This window comes from Micromonospora sp. LOL_024 (assembly GCF_048060415.1).
Lineage (GTDB): Bacteria > Actinomycetota > Actinomycetes > Mycobacteriales > Micromonosporaceae > Micromonospora.
Genome location: NZ_JBHMIS010000228.1, coordinates 1 through 259, shown reverse-complemented (window position 1 = coordinate 259; position 259 = coordinate 1). Strand labels below are relative to the sequence as shown.

The window sequence follows — 259 nt, the reverse complement described above, 5'->3', positions numbered from 1 at the left end:
AAGGCGACACGATCGACGCCTGGTACTCCGGGAAACACCGCGACTTCGGCGCGAACATTCAAGCGGTGATGCGCCCCGACGGACTCCCAATCTGGACCTCGGACGCGATGCCTGGATACCTACACGACCGGACCTGCGCCCAGGCGTTGGACTGTCTCAGTGAAGTGATCTCAGCGACTTTCCGGTAGGTATTTGTACTCGAAGTGGGTCAGGTGCAGGGCTGCGGCGATGATGTCGCCGATTCTGCGTGGGCTGACGG

At 61.4% G+C, this 259-nt stretch carries 1 protein-coding gene; it reads left to right on the top strand.

All coding sequences use genetic code 11. The features are described 5' to 3' along the window. A partial coding sequence (locus tag ACFHWY_RS28980) for a transposase family protein (RefSeq protein WP_416583397.1) occupies nucleotides 1–188 on the top strand: 188 nt, incomplete at its 5' end. Nucleotides 189–259: the final 71 nt, after the last annotated feature.